Here is a 21,479-nt window from a genome sequence, read left to right on the forward strand (position 1 = left end):
CTACTGGGCAACATCTTCTGCTCAACACCGCTAAAAACAGAAAAGTTGAAAAACCTACACAACCCCACTAAGTCCGAAGAACCATTAAGCCTGATTCGCCTCCCCCGAATACCTCATGTCCCTAAGCATCATGAAGAACTCCGCGCCCCTCATTTTGTATGGCGCTTCGTATACACTTATTTCTTGGCGTGTTTCGCCCGCGGATAAAGAGCGCTTCATCATAGGGATGGGGCACCGCGCAGCTAACATAAGGGAGAATGCTATGGCACTTTCTAAGGAAGAAAAGAACGCAATTATTGCTGAGTATGCAACTCACGAGGGTGACACAGGTTCCCCTGAAGTTCAGGTTGCATTGCTCACCAAGCGCATCAACGATTTGACTGCTCACATGAAGGAGCACAAGCATGATCACCACTCTGGTCGTGGTCTTTTGCTTATGGTTGGTGACCGTCGTCGTCTGCTTGGATATTTGCGCGATGTAGACATTAACCGTTACCGTTCTTTGATTGAACGCCTCGGTTTGCGTCACTAAAAGTCTTCTGTGCCCAAGCTTCTATAAGCTTGGGCTCTTTTTGCATTACAGACGTAGGTACCAATCGGGGAGAGGGTCTCCCCACTGAATGCAAAAGAAAGAAGCAAAGAGGTAGTTGAAATAAATAAGGAGGAACCCTTGCAGGGTCCCGAAATTAAAGCAGTAGAAGCCGTTATCGATAACGGCGCATTTGGCAAGCGCACAATTCGCTTCGAGACGGGACGTCTCGCCCAGCAAGCTGATGGGGCAGTAGCAGCTTATCTTGACGGAGAAACCATGATTCTGTCTACCACCACCGCTGGTAGCAGCCCAAAGGAAAATTATGATTTCTTCCCATTAACTGTAGATGTTGAAGAGAAGATGTATGCAGCAGGTAAGATTCCTGGCTCCTTCTTCCGCCGCGAAGGTCGTCCATCTACAGAAGCAACTTTGGCCGCTCGTATTATCGACCGCCCATTGCGCCCACTCTTCCCACACACTCTTCGTAACGAAGTGCAGGTTGTGGAAACCGTTTTGTCTATCCACCCAGATGATGCATATGACATGGTTGCCATGAATGCTGCATCTGCATCGACTATGATCTCTGGTTTGCCATTTAGCGGTCCAGTATCTGGTTTGCGTTTGGCTTTGATTGATGGTCAGTGGGTTGCTTTCCCACGCTGGTCTGAGCGTGAACGCGCTGTATTTGAGCTGGTTGTTGCTGGTCGCGTTATTGAAAATGGCGATGTTGCTATCGCTATGATTGAAGCAGGTGCTGGCAAGAACGCATGGAACCTCATTTATACAGAAGGCCAGACCAAGCCAGATGAGACTGTTGTAGCAGGCGGTTTGGAAGCTGCTAAGCCATTCATTAAGGTTCTGTGCGAAGCTCAGAGCGAGTTGAAGGCTCTGGCTGCTAAGGATACCAAGGAGTTCCAGCTCTTCCCAGAGTACACAGACGAACTCTACGCTCGCATTGACGAGATTGCTCACGCAGATTTGAACGAAGCTTTGTCTATCGCAGAAAAGCTGCCACGTCAGGACCGCATTTCTGAGATTAAGCAGGTGGTAAAGGATACTCTCGCTTCTGAATTCCAAGACATGGATGAGGCAGAGAAAGACAAGGAGATCGGCAACGCATTCAAGGAACTGCAGCGCCAGATTGTTCGTCGTCGCATCCTCACCGAAGATTACCGTATCGATGGTCGTGGTTTGCGCGATATTCGCACCCTGTCTGCAGAGGTAGACGTTATTCCTCGCGTACACGGTTCTGCTTTGTTCCAGCGCGGTGAAACCCAGATTTTGGGTGTAACTACGCTCAACATGCTGAAGATGGAACAGCAGGTAGATGCTTTGTCTGGTCCAACCACCAAGACATACATGCATAACTACGAGATGCCTCCATACTCCACTGGCGAAACTGGTCGTGTTGGTTCTCCAAAGCGTCGCGAAATCGGTCACGGTGCTCTGGCTGAGCGTGCTTTGGTTCCAGTTCTTCCAAGCCGCGAAGAGTTCCCATATGCTATTCGTCAGGTGTCGGAAGCTATTGGTTCTAACGGTTCCACATCTATGGGTTCCGTATGCGCATCTACGTTGTCTTTGATGGCGTCCGGCGTGCCAATTAAGGCTCCGGTTGCCGGTATTGCTATGGGCTTGGTATCCGGCGATATTGACGGTCAGCACATCTTTAAGACTCTAACAGATATTTTGGGTGCAGAAGATGCTTTCGGTGATATGGACTTTAAGGTAGCTGGTACCTCTGAGTTCATTACTGCTTTGCAGCTTGATACAAAGCTTGATGGTATTCCAGCAGATGTTTTGGCATCCGCTTTGCAGCAGGCTAAGGAAGCTCGCGCAACCATTCTCGATGTGATTACTGAATGCATTGATGGTATTGCAGAGATGAGTCCATATGCTCCACGCATTATTACCACCACTATTCCAGTAGATAAGATTGGTGAAGTCATTGGTCCTAAGGGCAAGATGATTAACCAGATTCAGGAAGATACTGGCGCAGAAGTAACTATTGACGATGACGGTACTGTTTATATTGCTTCTGAAGGTGGCGAAGCTGCTGAAGCTGCTAAGAAGATTATTGATCAGATTGCTCATCCTCATGTTCCAGAAGCAGGCGAAACCTTTAACGGTACTGTAGTGAAGACTACAAGCTTCGGTGCTTTCGTTAACTTGCTACCTGGTACTGATGGTTTGCTCCATATTTCCCAGATTCGTAACCTTGCTAACGGCGAGCGTATTGACGCTGTAGACGACGTTCTCAAGGAAAACGACAGCGTTGAAGTAGTGGTACAGTCTGTGGACGAACGTGGCAAGATTTCTTTGGCTATCCCAGGTTTTGAGGAGCAGGAGAATACTGCAGAACGTTCCGAGCGTGCTCCACGTGAGCGTCGTTCCCGCCGAGACCGCGATGATTATGATCGTCCATCCCGCCCTCGTCGCGACCGTGACGACCGCGACCGCGATGAGCGTCCACGTCGCCGTTCCCGTGACGACCGCGATGACCGTTACAATGATCGCTATGATGACCATCGTGAGCGTCCACGTCGCCGTTCCCGCGATGACCGTGACGACCGTTATGAGCGTCGTTCTCGCCGTGACAATCCACGTTATGCAGTAGATGATTCTTACGATGATTATCGTGCAGAACGTGCAGAACGCTATGAGCGTCCTCGTCGCCGCGTGCGTCGTGACTTCGACCCATTTGATGTAGAAGACTAAAATGGGTGCATGAGAGGCAGAGCTTTAAGCTCTGCCTCTCATGCGTACTGCGGTGTACACTGGTGCACAGACCAAGCACAACATTTTCAAAGGGGCATACATGTCTGCGCTAACTCGTCAGATTGGACCATACACAACCACTGCAATCGGCTTAGGATGCATGGGATTATCGATTGAAAAGAAGCCTTCACGCGAAGAAGCTATTGCTATTATTCACGATGCATTAAATGCTGGTTGCCGTCATCTCGATACGGCATGGGCATACTACATGTCTGGTGGTGAAGAACAACATAACGAAAAGCTTATTCGCGAAGCTCTGGCAAGTTGGGACGGACCTCGCGAAGAAGTGCTCGTTGCCACAAAATCAGGTCATTTCCGAAATTTTACTGACGGTGTGCCAACATGGGATGTGAACGGTGCTCCAGAATCATTAATTACGTACGGTAAGCAGTCTGCTCACGCTCTTGGCGTAGACTCTATCGACTTACTCTACTTCCATCGTCCAGATCCTAAAGTTCCATACAACGAGTCCATTGAAGGTATGAAATCCCTCTATGATCAAGGTGTGGCTAAAACTATTGGTATTTCTAACGCTAGCGTAGAGCAGATTGATATTGCTCGCTCTATTTTGGGAGACGCTTTGGTAGCTGTACAAAATCAGCTTTCACCAATTTATAAAGACAGCCTCGATACCGTAGAATATACGCGCAAACTCGGCTTAGCTTTTGTGGTGTGGAGTCCATTGGGAGGATTCCGCAAGCCTAAGGATGAGAGCAAGTATGATGTGTTCAAGCAGGTTGCTGCTGAGCATGGTGTGAGCTATCAGCAAATTGTGCTGGCATGGGAGCTGGCTATGGGAGATCATATGTTTGTGCTTCCTGGCACGCATCGTAGCGCAACTATTTTAGATTCCATGAAAGCCGATAGTGTGGAATTAAGCGCTGACGAGTTAGATCTGCTTAACTGCGGTTGAGCTCACAGTAACATATGTAAGATACAATGCTGGATATGAACGAAGTTATTCCTGCTGTTATACCAATTGACATTGCCGAAGGTTACCGCGTATGGTATTCAACTCGTTTGGGTGGTTACTGTGACGCGAGCTTCGGCTATGCCAATATGAGCGCTCGTCAAGGCGATAATAATGAAGCTGTGGCACGTAATCGCTCTGCTTTGCATGAGGTGATTGGCTCTGCTGTTCGCACTGTTCATCAAGTTCATTCAGGTGAAGTAGTTCTCGCTGATGAAGTAAATGATGATGCTGAGCTTAACGAGTTAGAAGCCGATGGATTAGTGAGCACAAGAGACGATATCTTGGGCGTTTTTGGTGCTGACTGTTTACCAGTACTTTTTGTTGATCCAGTTAATCATGTTCATGCCAGTGCTCATTGCGGACGTGTGGGTTTGCTCAACGATATTATTGGGCAAACGGTTGCTGCTATGGAATTTAAGGGTGCTGATCGTGCTGAGATTCGTGCCACTTTAGGTCCGTGCATTTGCTCAGAATGCTATGAAGTTGGCAGCGATATTGCTATGGAGTTCGAAAAGCATTTCCCAGGAACAGCAACAATCACGCGGTGGGGCGGTGCAGGTATTGATTTAGAAAAGGCTGCCCTTTTTGCTCTTCACCGCGCAGGGATTAAAACAGATAATTTAGTGGATTCTTTGCCGCGTATTGCTGCAGCAACTGAATATCTTGCTCCTGATGAGGAGCTAGCACAGCTGTGCGCCTCAGATGGTGAAGGTCCTGATGTGCAAGAACGTTTAGCAAGTATGCGCAATGTAATGTGCACATTAGAAAATCCTTTATGGCATTCCTACCGACGTTCTACACGTGCGAAGAAAAACGTGTCGGGTCGCCATCTGGCAAGTATCGGCATTTTTAACGGTGAGGACTAGAGCAGGAGAAAATAATCATGGAGAATTTGCGCGTAGTTATCTGTGGTTTTGAATCCTATGATGGTGTGGATGTTAATCCATCTCGCTTAGTAGCTGAAACAATAGCTGACGAAGGAATAACAGTAGACAATGCGAGTGTGTCGGTGACGAGCGTTCTTCTGCCTTTAAGTTTTGCTCATGCGTGGCCAACACTGCACAGGGTTCTTGATGATGTGCAACCTCAAATGGTTTTGGCAACGGGATTAAAAACTCATGCGCGCACTATTGCTCTGGAACGTTGCGCAACGAATATTATTGACGCATCGCGTCCGGATGCTGATAATGCACAGCCGAAAGATACGCGCATTGTGGATAATGGTCCAGCCGCCTATTGGACGGGTTTACCGCTAAAAGCGGTGAGTAAGTGTTTTGCTCAGCACGATATTCCTGTAACGTTTAGTTCAGATGCTGGAACTTTTGTGTGCAACTCGCTGTTTTACGAGCTGTTAGATTGGACGACTCATCATGAGCATGCCTACGCTGGTTTTGTGTCTTTCCCGCACGTTGATAAGCCAGTGGGATACACCAAAGGCATGAAGTTAGACCTTATGGTGGATGCTGCTCGAGATATAATTACCACCACTCTCGAATACAATCGACACGCTGCATAGTGGGTGCTGTAATTACTTTGCGAAAACATGATGTATTTTATGTATTCTTTCAGTTAAGCATGATAGCGTCATGTATTGGTGAGATAAATTTCTAGATGAATCTAGTGGAGTACCAATGGCTGATAATTTTCCTATTGTTTTGCGCGGCTACGATAAAGAACGAGTAGACGACGCTTTTATGCGTGCTCAAGAAAATACAGCACGTTTGCGTGAGCAGATTAAGATTTATGACGCGCGTATTTTAGAGTTGGACGCTCAACTACAGGAAGAGCGCGAAAAGAATAGCGGTCAGCAGCAAAATTCCTTTACTGCTTTGGGAGCAAACGCTCAGCAGTTACTCGCATCAGCAGAGCAAACAAGCCGCGAACTGTTAGAGCGAGCTAAACAGGATGCCCAAACTATCCGCGATAATGCTCATAATGAAGCAGGTACTTTGCTCAATAACGCTCAGCTGGATGCTGATAATATGCGTGCAGAAGCCAAAAAAGAAGCAACGGAAGCTATTGCTCAAGCACACGAGCAAGCAGATAAATTGCGCGCCACTGCTCAAAGTGAAAGCGAACAGTTGGTTGCCTCTGCAAAGCGTGAAAGTGAAGATCAGCGCCGTACCCTCGATCTGGAGTTAAGCGCCAAGAGCGAAGAGCACGATAAGAACTTGAATGCTCAGCGTTCTGAGCAGGAAGCACAGCTTGCTCAGTTACGCGCTCAAGCAGCAGATGAAATTGCTCAGCAGCGCAAAACTGCAGACGATGAAATCGCAGCAAAGAAGAGCGAATCAAACGATCAAATTCAAAAAGCTTTGGACTTAGCAAATCAAAAACTGGCTGATGTGCGCGAACAGGTTGCCAAGTTACTGTCTGATGCAAAACGTCAAGCATCAGAAATTACTGATGCAGCACATGCTCAGGCACGCCAAATTACTGATTCTGCTGATGTAGAACGTGCAAAAACCTTGGCAAAGGTTGCACAAGAGGCCGAGAACGTACGTCGTGATATTGCAGCCAGCCAGGAAGATGCCAACAAGAAGGTAGCAGATATGTTGGCAGACTTGGCAGCTCGTCGTGCCACAGTAGAAGAAGAATCTACTCAGTTGCTTGCTGATGCTAAAGATGTGCGTAAGAAGGCTGATGAATACGCAACATCGAGCCGTCAGAAGGCACAGACGGAGGCTGAGCAGATTATTGAAGAAGCAAAAACGCGCGCTCAAGAGCTGGTTGATGAACGTCGAGAAGCCGTTCAAGAAGAAATTGATGGCTTAAATACTCGTATTGCTGCTTTGCAAGAACGTGAAGCATCAATTACTGCTCGCGTCGATGAGTTGCGTTCAATCTTTGCTAATGCTTTCGGATCAAACCTGTTTAACACAGAGGCTGCTCCAGCTGCTGAGCAGAGTGAAGATAAATCTGAAGATGCCCAGAGCACAGATGCGAGCGAAAGCAAGGCTGAATCCTCTGAATCTGTAAGCGATGCTGAGTAAAACAGCAACTCGCCTTTAAGCGCTCAGCACAGCGCACACAGTTTAACCGTGCAGTGTTCATGCTGCACGGTTTAATTATATATACAAGTATATTTTCTTCAAAGAAGGAGCACTATGTCTGAAAAAGCTCTGAGTGCCAGCACTCTCGAAGCTTTGCGCCAGAATTTCGACGCTCGTGAATCTAACCGTATTGCTATGAATGCAGTCACCTCAGTAGGTATTAACGAGGCTGCTAAGAACTTCGACCGCGCTCGCTTGCTATCGCGCCGTTTTAGCACAGTTGTAGACAATGGTAGCGCAACAAGTCAGAAGCGTTCCGGTCGTTGCTGGTTATTTAGTTCGCTCAATGTGGCACGTTTTATTGCTAAGCGTGAAATGAATTTGAAAGATAATGACTTCGAATTCAGCCAGTCTTACGCCATGTATTTCGATAAGCTTGAGCGCGCGAATTACTTTATGGAAGATATGAAGCAGTTGATTGTTGCCGGTGAAGCTTCTGATTCGCGCTTAGTGCAGTTCCTTCTGCATGATTTGATGGGCGATGGCGGTCAGTGGACTATGGCTATGAATATTTACACCAAGTATGGTGCTGTGCCAAAAGATTTCTTCCCTGAAACTGCGTCTAGCCAGAATACTGGCGAAATGAATACGCAGCTGCGCGCGGCTTTGCGTCAGGCTGTGGCACATATGTATGCGCATCCTGAGCAGGCTGAAACTATTGCTGCTGAGGCTGTGGAACAGGCACACCGCATTTTAACTATTCATTTGGGAACTCCTCCAACATCTTTTGAATGGGAGTACACCGATAAGGATGGTGTTTTCCATAACGAAGGTACTATGACTCCAGTGGAATTCTGGAATAAGTATGTTACTGCCGGTTTGGAAGATTATGTCTGCTTGGTTGACGATCCTCGTAGCGAGCATCCTAAGGGCAAGATGATTGGTATTGAACATTTGGGCAATGTGGTGGGAGGAACACCAACCGCATATCTGAATGTGGATACTGATTTCATGAAGCAGTGCGCACGCACTATTATGCAAGAACAGGGTATTCCTGTATGGTTCGGAGCGGATTGCCATCCGATGATGGACCGTAAAGAGGGTGCTTGGGCAACTGACTTATTTGAATATGGTCGTGTGTACAACATTGACTTCGATTTGAATAAAGAAGAACGTGTGCGTTTTGCTGATTCTGCAATGAATCACGCTATGGCTTTTGCTGGAGTAGATGTGGCTGCTGGAACTTCTGGTAATGCTTCTGGTGATGCTGAGGCTTCGGTTGAAGCTGGTGCGGCTGCTGAAGGCACAACCAAGCGTTGGCGTGTGGAAAACTCTTGGGGCACAGATATTGCAGACAAGGGCTACTTCACAATGAGCGACGACTGGTTCGATGAGTTCGTCTACGAAGTAGCTGTGCCGAAGTCCATGCTGCCAGCTGAGTATCAGGCAGCATTGGAAGAGGAACCAATCATGCTGCCAGCATGGGATCCTATGGGAGCTTTGGCATAAGCAGATTTCTGCTTATGCGCTGGAGAAGATTGAGCGCTTACGAGCAGGCATGTGTAGATGAGTAGCAATCTCATGCGCGCTTAACATATGCAGGCTTGTGGCGCTCGTTCTGGATGGGTGCAGTGTGCATTAGCAGACTGCATCGCCTTTGTTCTTCTCCGCGCTGTCTGCCTTCTGTACCAGTACCCAGAGCGCTTGAGAGAGCGCGCCAGAAAAGTTCTTACTGTACAGTAGGCGTTCGCTTAGCAGGTGCTGTCAATCCGACAGAACTGAGCGGATAAATAAAAAGCTAAGTCATAAGGTAAAACAGTAATAAATTTGAGTAAAGGGACGAGGAAAAATGATGCATATGCATGGTCCTTTCGAGGATGACAACAACGTTCAGCTCGGACGCGAAGCGGTGTTGCCAGAAACAGTTGACGTCAATATTCGTCAGCTTGACCCTATTCCTGCGCCTCGTGCTTTTATTAACGAAATTCCTTTGAACCCTGAGCTGGTTGAGCGTGTGCGTGAATCTCGTACCGCTATTCGAGATATTTTGCATGGTCGAGATGACCGATTACTGGTGATTGTGGGGCCATGCTCTATTCACGACACGAAGGCTGCCCTCGACTACGCGCGTCGTCTGCAAGCAGTAGCAGAAGAACTTCGCGAAGATATTTGCGTTGTTATGCGCGTATATTTTGAAAAGCCACGTACCACTATTGGGTGGAAGGGTTTAATTAATGACCCTGATTTGAACGGTACTTTTAATATTCGCAAAGGCATGTGGCTTGCCCGCAAAGTGCTTGTTGATATTGTAGATATTGGTTTGCCAACAGCAACTGAATTCCTCGATCCTATTACACCTCAATATATTTCTGATGCTATTAGTTGGGGTGCTATTGGCGCGCGTAATACGGAAAGCCAGGTGCATCGTCAGTTAGCTTCCGGTTTATCTATGCCAGTCGGTTTTAAGAACTCCACCGATGGTAATGTGAAAGTTGCTGCAGATTCCTGCTATGCGGCTGCTAATGAGCATCACTTCCTTTCTGTTAATGTGGATGGTTCCGTTATTTCTGCTGAAACTTTGGGCAATCCTGATTGTCATGTGATTTTACGAGGCTCTATTCATGGTCCAAATTACGATGCCGATAGCGTTGCCCAAGCCTTGGAATATTTACAGGAATCTAATGCGCCTTATGCAGCTTCTCATGGTTTGATTATTGATGCCGCTCACGGAAATTGCGGTAAAAACGAGGTGCGAGAAGCACAAGTTGTTGAAGAAATTGCTGCACGCCTTGCCGCCGGTGAGCAGGGAATTTCCGGCGTTATGATTGAAAGCTTTATTGAAGCAGGACATCAAAGTCCAGGGCGTTTAGACGAGTTAGTCTATGGAAAATCAATTACCGATAGTTGTGTTTCGTGGGAACGAACGAATGAGTTACTGCACACCTTAAGTGCTGCCATTCGTGAGCGTCGTGCGTTACACTAAATGTATGCCGGAAAGTAAGCCAGAAGCAACCACTGAAGCTTTAGAACGCCATGCTCAGGAAGCGGCTCGAAACCGCGCGTTTTTGCACGAACAGCTCAATCAATCGCATGAAAGTAATCCGCTGAACCTCGCTTCTATTTCGCGTTGGGAAGATGAGGTGGGTTTAGCGCCGATTATTAACAGGCGAGTATTGGAGCTGGACGTGCTGCCATCGCCTGCTGAAGTCTTGCAATCTATGCCGTTAAGCGAGCAAGCATGCCAGTTAGTGGTGGAATCTCGTGAGGAAACTCGTCGCGTTCTTGCTGGTGACGACGATCGTCTGCTTGTTCTTGTGGGACCATGCTCTATTCATGATCCGCGTGCAGCTCTTGACTATGCGCAGCGTTTAGCGCAGGTTCGCGAGGAGCTGGAGGATGATTTACTCATAGTTATGCGCGTGTATTTTGAGAAACCGCGCACAACGATTGGATGGAAAGGTCTGATTAACGACCCTGATTTAGATGGCACGCATCAGATAAATAAAGGTTTGCTTTTAGCTCGACATACCTTGTTAAGTGTGTTGGATGCAGGGGTGGCTGCTGCTACTGAATTTTTAGAGCCGACTTCTCCGCAATATATTGCTGATGCTGTGACGTGGGGTGCTATTGGTGCGCGGAACACGGAAAGTCAGGTGCATCGTCAGTTGGCTTCCGGATTATCTATGCCGGTGGGCTTTAAGAATGCGACTGACGGTTCTGTGCAAGCTGCTGTAGATAGCGTTTATACCGCTGCGCAACAGCATACCTTCTTTGGTATTGACCACCAAGGAAGAGCTGCGGCAGTAGAAACTTTAGGTAATCCTGATTGCCACGTGGTATTACGTGGGTCGAGTTCAGGGTCAAATTATGATGCTGATTCAGTTCGAAAAGCGCTTGTAGATGCTCGCGCTGTTTTAGATGAGAACAGCGTTGGAACGCATGGTTTGATTATTGATGCTTCTCATGGCAACTCCGGCAAAGATGAAGTGCAACAAGCTCGGGTAGTGCGCAATATTGCGCAACGTTTAGCTGTCGGTGAGCAGGGGATTTCTGGAATTATGATGGAAAGCTTTATTCAAGCAGGCAACCAGAAAGCGGCTCCACTCGAACAATTAGAATACGGTAAGTCCGTAACTGATCGCTGTATTTCATGGGATGACACGAATGTGCTACTTCATGAGTTGGCGCAGGCGGTGCGTAGTCGGAGAGGTTTGTGATTCGGGGGTGAAGTACTTCTAGAGTGAAGTACTTTCGTAATCTCGAATGGGGTGAGGCTCGTAATCTTGATTAAGGACGAGGCTTGATTAAGGGGAATCGCAAGTTTTAGCGAGGCTTGAGTTTAAGCGTGGCTTGTAGCTGTTCTGCGCAATCAGGCTTTAAATTGCGTTCAATTCGAAGAGTTCTTGCTCTCACGTATTCTGCTTAACCGATTAATACACCTGTTGTGCCAGTTTTGATGCGCAAAAAATGGCTTCAAAACTGGCATATCGGTTGCGCGTATCGACTTCACCGATAAAAATAAACACATTCACACTGCAGCGATGTCTTAACACCTGACATCCTGAGGAATCAACTGGAACCTGCTGGGCAACACTCTCCTCTAAACCCCGCTAAATCCGAAGAGCCGTATTAGCGAGGTTTGAGTGGCTAATTTAGGGTAGAGGCGTCCTGAGAACTCGAAAGAAACATATGCATGTGCTAGTGTGTGCTACAAGCAAATAAACAATGGAAGGACATAGTATGGCACAGCGAACGCTTGCTGTTATTGGAGCAATGGACGTGGAAGTAGATTTGCTTGCCAAGTCTTTAGATGAAGTATACGAGCACAAAAGTGCAGGTGTAACTATTTTTGATGGTCGTCTGCCTGGCACAGATGTGCGTGTGGTCGCTACCGTAGCGGGTATGGGAACGGTGAATGCTGCTGCCACGGCTCAGCATCTCATTGATGTGTATGCGCCAGAAGCTTTACTTTTCTCCGGAATTGCTGGGAATTTAACGAATCATTTGCATATTAACGATGTTGTTTTAGGTAAGACTTTGGTTTATCTCGACACCGATATGCGTATGATTTCACAAGCACCACCTTTTACGAATGAGTATCACAGTGACGAAAAACTCCTCGCCGTTGCAGATGAGGTATTAAACAAGCTTGGGATTGAGCATATTGCAGGAACGATTGCCACCGGCAATTTATTTATTGAAGGTGATGCTGCTGCCAAGGTGAAAGCTGCGACGGGAGCAGACGCGGTAGAGATGGAGGGTGCGGCTATCGCTCATGTGGCAGCGCGTAATGAGGTGCCTTCTTTGGTGATTCGAGCTTTGAGTGACAATGCCGATACTGAATACGAAACCTTCCGTGAATTCGACGTGAGTGAATACGCCGATAATGCAGCTCGGATTGTTATGGAGATTATTTGCAGCCTCGCATAGTGCGCGACACACGGAGAATGATGGGGTGTAGACAAAATCTACACCCCTGTGTAGTATCTACATCTGTAAACCACAGACCGTTGGTTGGGGAAACCCAGTAAAGCGTTCGCGCCATCGCAGGTTGAGTTCAAAGGTATGTATATGCCTGTTATGTTTGCTCTGCTTGCGTGCAGGGCTTTTTTATTGCTCTAATGCTGGAACTCCAATGAGGCGGTTCAATAGGAAGGAATGCCAATGAGAAGGCCAGAAAAGGCAGAGGCAATTGCACAGCTCACTGACAAGTTCCGTGAAGCTGACGCAGTGCTCCTCACCGAGTATCGTGGCCTTAGCGTTCCACAGATCTCCGATCTGCGTGAAAAGCTTGGCACCGATACAACCTACAATGTGGCGAAGAATACGCTTGCACGCATCGCAGCTAAGGAAGCTGGTATTGAGGGTCTCGACGACTTGTTCGCTGGTCCAACAGCTATCACCTTCGTGAAGGGCGATTACGTAGCAGCCGCTAAGGTTCTGCGTGACTTCACCGCACAAAATAAGCAGCTCATTATTAAGGGTGGCTTCGCAGATGGTTCCGTATACGACGCTGCTGGCGTAAACCAGCTTGCAGACCTCGAGCCACGCGACGTTCTCCTTGCCAAGGCAGCAGGCGCTCTCAAGGGCACCATGGCCAAGGCAGCATTTGCATTCGCTGCACTGCCAACCAAGGCAGTTCGCACCTTCGATGCATTGCGCGAAAAGCAGGAAAAGGCTGCATAGTTACATTAGCTTGCTAACAGTAACTGCATAAGATATAAGATTTCGGCACTTGAACAATAGTTAAACGGTGCCACAACGAAAGGAAGCCATTATGGCAAAGCTCTCCGCAGATGAGCTCATTGAAGCTTTCAAGGAAATGACACTCGTAGAGCTCTCTGACTTCGTAAAGAAGTTCGAAGAAGAGTTCGATGTAGAAGCTGCAGCTCCAGTAGCTGCTGTTGCTGCTGCTCCAGCTGCTGGTGCAGCTGCTGCTGAAGAAGAGAAGGATGAGTTCGACGTAATCCTCACCGCAGTAGGCGACAAGAAGATCGGCGTTATCAAGGCTGTTCGTGCTTTGACCAGCCTCGGTCTCGCTGAAGCTAAGGCTCTCGTAGACGGCGCTCCAAAGCCAGTTCTCGAAGGCGCAAGCAAGGAAGATGCAGAAAAGGCAAAGGCAGAGCTCGAAGCTGCTGGCGCATCTGTAGAACTCAAGTAGTTTCTTCCTCACATTTAAACAGGTTTACATTAGTCCTGCTGCAGGTTTCTGCGGCAGGACTTTTTTAATAGCTTGTGATTTTTCAACACGATAACTGTTACTTGCACACTCTTGAACGTACAATAAGAAAGAGTATGCCCTATAAGGGTGAATCTAGTAAAGGATGGGACCGTGACTGATTCTGCGAAGACCTCCACAACGTGGAAGATTACTGTAAACGATCAGAGCATAACAGTAACAGCTCCAGCACGCGTATATATTGGTCGTAAACCAATGCGCCCCGTTGAAGTACCTGACAATGCTACTCGCTTTGATGTGCCTGATCTAACCAAATCAATGTCTAAAAATCATGCATTATTGGCAGTAGAAGATAACGGTCAAGCAGAATTAAGTGATCTAAATTCTACGAACGGCACTTATATTCGTAACGCTCACGATGCTTTACTGCGCGTGCCAGCAGAAAATCCTTATACTATATCCAGCGAACAGATAAGCGGACAGTTTGGCGATGTATCTTTCGAGATAGCAGTCAACCAAACACTGCAGCAGTCGGCGCCTGAAGGTCCTGCTCCTGCAGTACAAAATCTGTTTGATTTTAAGTCTCCGGTCAGCGATGATGCGCCTGCTCCATCTATGAGTGTGGATGATATTTTAGATTTGCGTGCCGGCGAGCCAACCCATATGTTTGCCATGCAACCAGCTGCTGTTCAAGATGAAGAGGCAGAAGAGCCACACGTTGATTCTGCAGCTACACCACAGGTTGTGGTCAATGAAGATTCTGGCTATGTTCCTGTATACGAAGCAGGTTCTGTATTCGACCGCCTTTCACGCGGTGATTTCGAGCATACTGACACTATCGTTGAAGTTCGGGGTCATACAAGTGTTGAAGCGAAAAGCACGCAAGACTTTAACGTGCAATTCGATATTGCCCAAATTCCTGAACTCCTACCATTCTTAGGATTAAATCCGTTCTTGTATGACGATATGTATGCATGGTTAGAAGCTCAAAATAATGACAGTGTTAATAAAGCATTAGAATCCAATGAAGGGTATCAAACGTGGAAAGCGAGCAGCAAGTAATGACTGAAGATGCACGCATCACAGCAAGCAGCGAGTCTCTCGACACGGTAAAAGCATGGTATCAAGACTACCGTGCCACACATGGTAGCGCGCCAATCGAAGATATGAATCGATTAGCTGCACGCTTAGAACTCGATCATGCTCACCCATCAGGCATAGCGCAACTATTCTCTAACGGTCAAACGCACCTCGACTCTCTCTATCGCGACGAGGGCTTACTTAAAGCAACTTTGCGTAAACTCAACCGCGTGTTAGATGATAAAGCGAATAAAGAGCATAACGAAGGTTCCGCGCATCTGTCATTGAGCGTAGGAGCTGCAGTATGGCCAGGTAAGAATTTGCCTATTTTGCTGTATCCAATACGTATCGAAGAGAGCGATGGAGCAGACTTATCGCATTGCCGTATTCGTATTACTGGTTCCGCAAGCGTTAATGAGTCACTAATCAATCAGCTACGCACCTTAGGTATTGCTATTACAGCAGACGATGTTCTCGCTCATGCTGAAGGTGACGGAGTAAGCGTAGACAGCGATATTGTTTTTAAGAATATTAAACAAGCTGTTGGCACGCATATTCAAAAATTCACGGTGAACCGCTCCATGGTTATTGGATGCTTTATCCGCTCATCAACGCTTATGCTTGCCGATGCAGATCATATTATTTCACGCATGGAAAACGGTGGCACTGGAAACGACCTCGTAGACGTTTTTGCTCAGCCAGAAGAAGCAGGACGTCGTCTTCAGGAGCGTGAATTACCAGAATATCGTCCTTTTGATTGTGATCCGCATGAAGAAAATGAAGTGGGCGATGTGGATAATGTTACCCGCTATGCTGCGCGTGTGGTTACGAGCGGAACAAGCGTTTTTATGAACCTGCCTGTGGCATACGATAGCGTACCTTATGCGGCAGCTATTACTTCTCATGCAGCTATGGCTGGAAAAACTGTGCTATATGCTCCAGGAAGCGCGGAACAAAAACGCAACTTCTTATTAACCATGCGTTCTCATCATATCGATAGCTTTGTTCTTGATTTAGCAGATCCAAGTGCGGGTGCTGCTATAGATAAGCAGCTAATTTCTGCAGTTAGCTTCCAACCAGGAACTGCTCACAGCCGTTTCAATCAGCTTGCTGATGAACTCGTGGGCGTACGTGGACGCTTAACAAAGTATTTGAGCGATTTGCACGGTAAAAATGACCAGTGGAATGTGAGTGCATACGAAACTATCGAAAATCTTGCACGTATTTCTGCTTTGCCAACGCATCCATCCACTCATGTGCGTTTTAGTGTAGATACTGCACGAGCAATCGTGGGGCACGAAGAAGAATGGGGACGTAAACTCGTTCGCGCTGGCGAAATTGGTGAATATACTATTGATGCTCCAGACACTCCATGGTTCAAAGCGTCACTGTATACGCGAGATGAAGCAATAACAGCTTATCAGCGCGTGGAGCGTTTGCTCGACGATACTCTTCCAACAATTGCTAAGCATATATCTATTACTGCACAAACCTGCGGATTCCCAGTTCCAAACACGCCTCATGAATGGAATAAGCAAGTTCATGTATTGCGTAACCTGCGTAAAGTCTTAGATATTTTCCAACCAGCAATTTTTGAGCGTGATATTGACTCGATGATTGAAGCAACTGCGTCGAAAGCAGAGCGTCGAGAAAGCAATAGCACCATGGGATACTGGGAACGTCGCCGACTAACAAAAGAAGCTAAAAGTCTTTTGCGCGCTGGTGCTCAACCAGATAATTTGCGTGACGCTCTTATTGTGGTTCGCCGTCAAAGCGAACTCTGGCGTGAATTCGTGCCACGAGGTGGATGGCCAGTATTACCTCCTCGATTAGACGATATTATTGAGATTCAAGAAAATCTTGAACGCGATATTACCGCCTTATCTCACGTTCTTGACCGCACTCCAGTAGGAGGAGACCTCGATAATTCAAGCTTTGAAGATCTCGAAAAGAACTTACGTCTTCTCTACAATGATCGCAAAGCGTTAGAGGATTTGCCTGAGCGTGCCTGCTTAGAAGTAGAATTTAGCAACGCCGGTTTAGATGAGCTTATTGCTGATTTGCGCGCTCGCAAGGTATCACCTGAAGCTGCTCCTGATGAACTTACTTTGGCATGGTGGACAACAGTGTTCGAAAGCATTGTGCAGTCCTCTCCAATTATTGCTAATCAAGACGGTTCTGTGCTGTCTTCCGCAACAGAGCGATTCAACCAAGTTGATACTGAACATGTGCGTTCTATCGGTGCTTTGGTTCAAGAAAGCCTTATGAAGCGTTTATCTGAGATTGTGTATGCGCATTCTCAGGAATCTAACGCAGCACATGCAGCCTTAACCTTGCAACCTTCTATGCGCTACAGTTCAATTGTGAAGATGCATCCTAGCATTGTTACTGCAGCTAAGCCAATTGTGGTGGGTATGCCTGTTGCTGTGGCATCTGAAACTCCAACAGGGGAGAAGATTGCCGATATTGCTGTGATTGATGCATGTGCACACATCCAACCATTGGAATTATTCAGCATTCTGTCTCGTGTAGATACTGTTATTGTGCTGGCACATGAGGAAACTGTATCCTCTGCATCGATTAAAACACTGACTCAGATTCTTCCACGCATCAATGCCACCGCTCGCTTAGATAAGCGCGATGCTCGATTATCTGCTTTCCTGATTGATGCAGGATACGGCAATCTTCCCCTAGGCGTTGCTCCAGATAAGATTCGCAGCACAGTTACTTTCTCGCATGTTCCAGGAAATGGCGTACCTAATGCTGGACACGGCATGGTGGAAACCAGCCGTCAAGAAATTGACCGTGTAGTGGGCATTATTGAAGAACGTAGTCAATCCTTCACCCGTGTACCAAGCGGATACAAGTTGACTGTTGTATGCTTTAACGATACGCATCGTCAACGTGTGGGCGCAGAACTCAAATTGCTTGCTGGCAAGACTACAAGCTTGCGAAGATTCTTACACCACGTGGCTGTTGTAACCATTAACGATGTGGCGGGTATGGATTCCACGGATGTTATTTTAACGACTGGTTTCGCTAAAACAACGCAAGGTCGACTTATTCAACAGTTTGGTGTGGTAGAAAATCCTGCAGGTGAAGGCATGATTCTTGATGCTCTGGCTTTGGGACATGCCAAGCTCGATATTGTAACCTCCTTCTATGCCTATGAGATGGAAGATGAGCGTTTGCATCAACGAGGGCCACAGTTGCTTAAGCAGTTGCTGTCGTGGGCACAAAACCTTGAAGAATCAACTCTGCACCCAACCGAGCACTTCCATGAAGACGATATTCTTCTCAACGATCTCGCAGACCGCATGCGTTCTCGTGGTTTGAACGTGGCAGTGAATTATGGATTCGATACTGGTCAGCGCATACCTTTGGCTGTAGGTCTGCCTAACCAGCCATACGTATTGGCTGTGTGCACAGACGATAAACAGTTTATGAGTATTCCGTCTACACGTCAACGTCACCGTTTCGCTGTAGAAGACCTAGAAATCCTCGGCTGGTCTGTGATGTATGTGTGGTCGGTTGCAGCCTTCGTGAACCCCGAAAAAGAAGTTGACCGTATTGTGGCTTACTTGGCTCGTTTAGGAGATGCACAGTGAAACCACTAGGCAAAACAACTCGTCCACCACGGCGGGTAGAACGCAAAGGAACTGAATGGTTTGATGCCGACGGAGTAAAGCTCGAACCTTCTGATGTGCTCACCGATCAGCAAAAAAATGTGCAAGACGATCAGCGCATACTCGGCGAGTTACCACCACATTTCGCGGTCTTTAACTCCAAGCATTAGCTTCATTCGCCCATTATGACGTACCTTCATGAGGTACCGCAATAATGGGCGATGTTGATTGTGCCTCTACGATGCGCAGAGCATCTTGAGCAGGCAGGGCAACGGTTATAGCAGTATTGCGCTCCTCATTAATCTCCCACAGTGCATGAGACTGCGCATGGGAAGGAATATGAAGCACTAATGCAGAACTCGATAACGTAGCCTGTGCTGATAATAACGAAATACGTTCACCCACATGCATTGATGTGAAAGAACTTGCCAAGCTAATATCGAGCGATGTATATCCTTTCGGAACAACCGGAACATCGTGGAGAACCGTTTTAGGAATAAGTAACCCCTTGCTTAAACGCACGGGACTCATTTTTCCTACCACATCATTGGCAGACACTACCAGAGTCGTTATATCCAAACTAGACGGCACATCAGCCATCCGCACATCTCGTGCTTGAATAACTGTGCCGCGGGGAATGGAACGAGCCATCATAACAACATGATGAGCGCTCTTCGGTGGAACAATAAAAGAAGATATAAGAATAAAAGCGCAGCCAAGAGCTATGCATATTCCTGCAAGAAAACACCGATGTGCATGTAAACGCTTATGCGCGCTAGAAAGAAAATGCTGGTAAAACCACACATTTATTGTGCGTGGTCGAGCGTTCGCTGAAGCAGGCAGAGCATCGCGACGTTGTGCAGCAGGGGAGGACTGGCGATGGCTTCTATTCGTAGAATGTGTGAATTTACTCATATATCTATCTAAGCGAGTAAATCCGTAAGAAAAAAATTATAAGAACAATGTGAACCAATGTGAAAACACGCCGACTTATCCACACAGTCATACGTTTTATAGTTCTATATGAAACGCAAAACAGCTCGGATAATGCCGACGTGCGGAAAGCCTGCAGTCCCTAAGCAGAAGCTCCTGAACCGCTATCTGTATGATAAAAACCTGAGCCCTTGAAGGTAACGCCAGCTACAGAATACACTTTATGAACCTGTTCCTGACCACACTGCGGACACAACGTAATAGGATCGTCCGAGAATGACTGCATGCGTGTGAAATCATATGAGCAGTTCTTGCAACGGTAATGATATGTAGGCACTGTTCCTCCTAAAAAACCTAACCCCAACTATCTTAAGCTCATGGCAGACATCGCTACACATGCTCAGTACTGTTAAAAAAACCGTCTCAACACGCAGAAATTTTGCAAAATTACCACCTAATGACACCCATGTCATTTATTGTAGAAGTTATGGTTACTCAGTCTCTCAGCGGTATTGTACTTATAGTACTGGCTCTTGTAGTTCTTATAGGCATTGTTCCCTTAAGCACGATGAGGAGTCAACGTAACGCGAGTAGGCACTTTGAAGATAAATATTCTTCCTCACTGCATGTGATTGATGATGATGCAGCTGCTGTGCGCGACGAGTTGCGCGTATTACAAAAAGAACGTTTCGATGCTGCTAAGCAAGAAGCTAATGTCTTGCGCTTTACTGCGCATAGAGTCAATCGTATGCGCGCTTTACGGCGTTCGGGAATACGACATCGTCGAATCCTCACTATGGTTCTGCTAGTAGCCACTATTGCTGTGCCAGTGTGCGCTTATTTATGGAATTTTAGTTACTGGTGGAGCGCTTTTCCAGCAGCATTATTGCTGACAGTTCTTGGCTTTGGTATTACTCACGCTAGGCGAGCGCGCTTATGGGAGGAAGAGCTTAAACAGTACCGTGTGGCATCCTCGTTTCACAAGCCTAACGGTATTACTCGTTTTGATTTAACGGATGTTCATGCGCATAACGCTCAGAGTAATGCTGAACGTGCAACAGAGAAAGCAGGCGTGCAGAGTGTTCAGAAAGATAAAGATAATAACGAACCGTTCTTTACCGTAGATACAGTAAAAACTATCGAGTTTAACTCGGTGGATATTGAGCATTCTGCGCATTCTAATCGCGATAATAATGACGAGCCAGATATATTCGTTCCGCAAACACACAACGATCAGATGACACATGAGGATGACTCTTATGAGGTTTTGAGCCGAGAAATTGTTTCTGCACGTCAAGTAGCACAGGCTGTTCCGCCAACGCATACCGTGCATATCCCATCCAGTGATGACGCTGCTAATCGTGCTGATAAAGAACAGGTAGATGTAAATTCCATTCTTGAAATGCGCCGTCAGTAAAATTTATCAAAAACTTGCGCCACTTATTAGCAAGTTTTTGCAAAATAGTGATAAATTTATGAATAAAGGTTAAAAACGCAAAGAAAGGAGCAGCAATGGCATTTGCACTCACACCTTTGGAGGACAAGATTATTATTAAGCAGGCTGCAGCTGAGACAACGACTGCGTCTGGCTTGGTAATCCCAGATAGCGCTAAGGAAAAGCCACAGCAGGGTGAAGTTCTTGCTGTTGGACCAGGTCGTCGTAATGATGCTGGTGAGCGCATTCCAATGGACGTGAAGGTAGGAGATAAGGTTCTCTACTCGAAGTATGGCGGCACTGAAGTGTCTTATGCTGGTGAGGACTACCTTATTCTTGGTTCTCGCGATGTTCTCGCAATCTTGAACTAAGTTTTCTTCTTTATTCTCCGCTTGCTGTGCCGCTATGGCGTGGTGGGCGGAGTTTTTTATTGTTAAAAATTAGGTGTTAAAA

The 21,479-nt window shown here is 46.9% G+C and carries 20 protein-coding genes; 18 read left to right on the plus strand and 2 right to left on the minus strand.

Features of this window, described 5'->3' with window-relative positions; genetic code table 11:
• The 16 genes from HMPREF2909_RS09405 to HMPREF2909_RS07780 all read left to right on the plus strand — a co-directional run.
• Nucleotides 1-207, plus strand: a 207-nt coding sequence (locus HMPREF2909_RS09405) for a hypothetical protein (protein WP_210387896.1), incomplete at its 5' end; no start/stop codon positions are given.
• 55 nt (nucleotides 208-262) lie between these two features.
• Nucleotides 263-532 (plus strand): 30S ribosomal protein S15, encoded by a 270-nt coding sequence (rpsO, locus tag HMPREF2909_RS07710; protein WP_022857315.1) that lies wholly within the window; start codon nucleotides 263-265, stop codon nucleotides 530-532.
• A gap of 138 nt (nucleotides 533-670) precedes the next feature.
• Nucleotides 671-3,247 carry a polyribonucleotide nucleotidyltransferase gene (locus tag HMPREF2909_RS07715; protein WP_071415825.1) on the plus strand — a complete coding sequence of 859 codons (2,577 nt, stop codon included), beginning with the start codon at nucleotides 671-673 and terminating at the stop codon, nucleotides 3,245-3,247.
• A gap of 100 nt (nucleotides 3,248-3,347) precedes the next feature.
• Complete coding sequence (locus tag HMPREF2909_RS07720; RefSeq protein ID WP_071415826.1) at nucleotides 3,348-4,220, plus strand: aldo/keto reductase; 873 nt, start codon at nucleotides 3,348-3,350, stop codon at nucleotides 4,218-4,220.
• A 35-nt stretch (nucleotides 4,221-4,255) separates the two neighbouring features.
• Entirely contained in the window at nucleotides 4,256-5,146 is an 891-nt protein-coding gene (locus tag HMPREF2909_RS07725; RefSeq protein ID WP_168165278.1) for a purine nucleoside phosphorylase YfiH/LACC1 family protein, read from the plus strand.
• A 17-nt stretch (nucleotides 5,147-5,163) separates the two neighbouring features.
• Entirely contained in the window at nucleotides 5,164-5,796 is a 633-nt protein-coding gene (locus tag HMPREF2909_RS07730) for a pyroglutamyl-peptidase I (RefSeq protein ID WP_071415828.1), read from the plus strand.
• A gap of 115 nt (nucleotides 5,797-5,911) precedes the next feature.
• Nucleotides 5,912-7,273 carry a coiled-coil domain-containing protein gene (locus HMPREF2909_RS07735; RefSeq protein ID WP_071415829.1) on the plus strand — a complete coding sequence of 454 codons (1,362 nt, stop codon included), beginning with the start codon at nucleotides 5,912-5,914 and terminating at the stop codon, nucleotides 7,271-7,273.
• Between the two features lie 114 nt (nucleotides 7,274-7,387).
• Nucleotides 7,388-8,782, plus strand: coding sequence for a C1 family peptidase (locus HMPREF2909_RS07740; RefSeq protein WP_071415830.1), 1,395 nt, complete (start codon nucleotides 7,388-7,390; stop codon nucleotides 8,780-8,782).
• Between the two features lie 340 nt (nucleotides 8,783-9,122).
• Nucleotides 9,123-10,256, plus strand: a complete 1,134-nt coding sequence (locus HMPREF2909_RS07745; protein WP_071415831.1) for a 3-deoxy-7-phosphoheptulonate synthase — start codon at nucleotides 9,123-9,125, stop codon at nucleotides 10,254-10,256.
• Nucleotides 10,257-10,260: 4 nt separating this feature from the next.
• Nucleotides 10,261-11,490 carry a 3-deoxy-7-phosphoheptulonate synthase gene (locus tag HMPREF2909_RS07750; protein WP_084797317.1) on the plus strand — a complete coding sequence of 410 codons (1,230 nt, stop codon included), beginning with the start codon at nucleotides 10,261-10,263 and terminating at the stop codon, nucleotides 11,488-11,490.
• Nucleotides 11,491-12,013: 523 nt separating this feature from the next.
• Nucleotides 12,014-12,703: a 5'-methylthioadenosine/S-adenosylhomocysteine nucleosidase gene (mtnN, locus tag HMPREF2909_RS07755; protein ID WP_022857307.1), complete on the plus strand. Its 690-nt coding sequence runs from the start codon at nucleotides 12,014-12,016 to the stop codon at nucleotides 12,701-12,703.
• Nucleotides 12,704-12,937: 234 nt separating this feature from the next.
• Nucleotides 12,938-13,459, plus strand: a complete 522-nt coding sequence (gene rplJ, locus HMPREF2909_RS07760) for a 50S ribosomal protein L10 (protein WP_022857306.1) — start codon at nucleotides 12,938-12,940, stop codon at nucleotides 13,457-13,459.
• Nucleotides 13,460-13,550: 91 nt separating this feature from the next.
• Nucleotides 13,551-13,934 carry a 50S ribosomal protein L7/L12 gene (gene rplL / locus HMPREF2909_RS07765; protein WP_071415832.1) on the plus strand — a complete coding sequence of 128 codons (384 nt, stop codon included), beginning with the start codon at nucleotides 13,551-13,553 and terminating at the stop codon, nucleotides 13,932-13,934.
• A 171-nt stretch (nucleotides 13,935-14,105) separates the two neighbouring features.
• Entirely contained in the window at nucleotides 14,106-15,014 is a 909-nt protein-coding gene (locus tag HMPREF2909_RS07770) for an FHA domain-containing protein (protein WP_071415833.1), read from the plus strand.
• The gene (locus tag HMPREF2909_RS07775) at nucleotides 15,014-18,640 is read left to right on the plus strand and encodes a helicase (RefSeq protein ID WP_071415834.1); all 3,627 of its coding nucleotides are present in this window, start codon (nucleotides 15,014-15,016) and stop codon (nucleotides 18,638-18,640) included. Before HMPREF2909_RS07770 ends, HMPREF2909_RS07775 begins: the two co-directional genes overlap by 1 nt.
• On the plus strand, nucleotides 18,637-18,828 hold the full coding sequence (locus HMPREF2909_RS07780; protein ID WP_071415835.1) for a hypothetical protein: 192 nt from the start codon (nucleotides 18,637-18,639) through the stop codon (nucleotides 18,826-18,828). The genes HMPREF2909_RS07775 and HMPREF2909_RS07780 overlap by 4 nt, the downstream gene beginning before the upstream one ends.
• 13 nt (nucleotides 18,829-18,841) lie before the next feature.
• Here HMPREF2909_RS07780 and HMPREF2909_RS07785 read toward each other — a convergent pair whose 3' ends face one another.
• Both HMPREF2909_RS07785 and HMPREF2909_RS07790 read right to left on the minus strand, forming a co-directional pair.
• Complete coding sequence (locus HMPREF2909_RS07785) at nucleotides 18,842-19,573, minus strand: SAF domain-containing protein (protein WP_071415836.1); 732 nt, start codon at nucleotides 19,571-19,573, stop codon at nucleotides 18,842-18,844.
• A gap of 160 nt (nucleotides 19,574-19,733) precedes the next feature.
• A complete protein-coding gene (locus HMPREF2909_RS07790; RefSeq protein WP_021618695.1) occupies nucleotides 19,734-19,928 on the minus strand; it encodes an FmdB family zinc ribbon protein in 195 nt (64 codons plus the stop codon).
• Nucleotides 19,929-20,057: 129 nt separating this feature from the next.
• On the opposite strand from HMPREF2909_RS07790, the gene HMPREF2909_RS07795 reads away from it, so the two are divergent.
• Nucleotides 20,058-21,008 carry a hypothetical protein gene (locus tag HMPREF2909_RS07795; RefSeq protein WP_071415837.1) on the plus strand — a complete coding sequence of 317 codons (951 nt, stop codon included), beginning with the start codon at nucleotides 20,058-20,060 and terminating at the stop codon, nucleotides 21,006-21,008.
• 95 nt (nucleotides 21,009-21,103) lie between these two features.
• Nucleotides 21,104-21,397, plus strand: coding sequence for a co-chaperone GroES (gene groES, locus HMPREF2909_RS07800; protein ID WP_021618693.1), 294 nt, complete (start codon nucleotides 21,104-21,106; stop codon nucleotides 21,395-21,397).
• Nucleotides 21,398-21,479: the final 82 nt, after the last annotated feature.

This window comes from Alloscardovia sp. HMSC034E08, assembly GCF_001813415.1.
Classification (GTDB): Bacteria; Actinomycetota; Actinomycetes; order Actinomycetales; family Bifidobacteriaceae; genus Alloscardovia; species Alloscardovia omnicolens.